This is a genomic window from Pseudomonas sp. QS1027 (assembly GCF_002814235.1).
Classification (GTDB): Bacteria; Pseudomonadota; Gammaproteobacteria; order Pseudomonadales; family Pseudomonadaceae; genus Aquipseudomonas.
Window position 1 is genome coordinate 1 of record NZ_PHSU01000056.1, and the last position, 1,534, is coordinate 1,534.

A 1,534-nucleotide genomic window follows, 5' to 3' on the forward strand; every position below is an offset into this window, starting at 1 on the left:
AAAGGGGACAGATTTGAATGGCACTTCCTTAGCGGTTAAGCGCCTGAACTGAAAGCGAAAAATGAAGAAGGGCTGGTCTTGGTCTACGGTGATAGTTGCGAACACACACCGACAAGCCAAGGACGCAGCCCTCCATGAATCGTAGACGTCAAATCCTCCGACAGCAACGACAACGTATTCACCGACACACAACGAGCTGTGATGCCTATGCCTTTTTCAATCTGCTCACAGCTCCAGAACTCTTGCAGCGGGTCGAGTCAGTGTTGCCAGAGCATCGGGAACGCTTGTTCCCTCCGACTGAAACACTGTCCATGTTCCTGGCTCAAGCAATGAGCGCTGACCGTTCCTGCCAGAATGCCGTCAACGACTTGTCCATCAAGCGGGCGGGCGGCGGCTTGAAACCCAACAGCACGCGAACAGGGGCTTACTGCAAAGCCAGGAAACGTTTACCTGTCGAGATGGTTTCCACGTTAGTTCGACATACCGGTTCTGCAATCAGCGATCAGGTAGCAGAGTCTTGGCGCTGGATGGGGCGGCCAGTGCGTCTGGTGGACGGTACAACGGTGACCATGCCCGATACCACAGCCAACCAAAGTGCGTATCCCCAATCCCGCGGCCAGAAAGTGGGTCTTGGTTTTCCGATTTGCCGAGTTGTCGGTATCGTTTGTCTCGCCAGTGGGGCCGTTCTGGATGTGTCTTGGGGACGTTTTCGCGGCAAGGGAGGTGATGAGCAAACACTCCTCAGATCGATGCTCGACACCTTGAAACGAGGCGATATTCTCCTGGGTGATGCCTACTACGCCACTTATTTTCTGTTGTGCGAATTGCAGCGCAAGGGAGTGGATGGCGTGTTTGAACAGTACGGCGCCCGGCGACGCAAGACGGACTTTCGTCTGGGCCAAGATCTCGGTCCGGAGGACCATTTGATCGAATTGAAAAAGCCCAAACAAAGGCCGCCATGGATGGGACAAGAGTATTACGAACAGGCACCGGAACGCCTGACGGTTCGAGAGTTGAAGGTAGACGGGAAGATCTTGGTGACAACGCTATGTTGCCCAAAGCGAACACCGAAAACAGCCCTCAAGGTGTTGCTCAAAGGGCGATGGCATGTCGAGTTGGACTTACGCAATCTCAAAGCAACACTCGGGCTTGGGCAGTTAAGCTGCAAGACGCCCGGCATGGCGGTGAAGGAGCTATGGATCTATTTTCTGGCACACAATCTGATCCGGATGATCATGGCGCAATCAGCGCTGTTAGCTGACTGTTTGCCTCGTGAACTGAGTTTCAAGCACAGCCTTCAGCTATGGCTGGCACTACGGCAATATGGCAGTGCTGACGGAGAGGATGAGATGTCTAATTTGCTCATGCTGGTTGCCCAACGACGTGTTGGAAATCGTCCTGGACGCATCGAACCTCGGGCTGTGAAACGAAGACCTCAGGCCTACCCACTGCTGACCAAACCACGCCGAGCAGCAAGGGCGGACGTCAGAAAATACGGGCACCCAAAACATGTTAAGTAAGTGCCATTCAAATC

The 1,534-nt window shown here is 53.9% G+C and carries 1 protein-coding gene; it reads left to right on the forward strand.

All coding sequences use genetic code 11. The features are described from left to right. The first annotated feature begins 134 nt into the window (after window positions 1-134). A complete protein-coding gene (locus CWE01_RS33105) occupies window positions 135-1,520 on the forward strand; it encodes an IS4 family transposase (protein WP_100944757.1) in 1,386 nt (461 codons plus the stop codon). Window positions 1,521-1,534 lie beyond the last annotated feature (14 nt).

What these genes read in the sequence shown, in the direction of transcription:
- CWE01_RS33105 (WP_100944757.1), top strand. Translation starts at nt 135, where the DNA reads ATGAATCGTAGACGTCAAATCCTCCGACAGCAACGACAACGTATTCAC.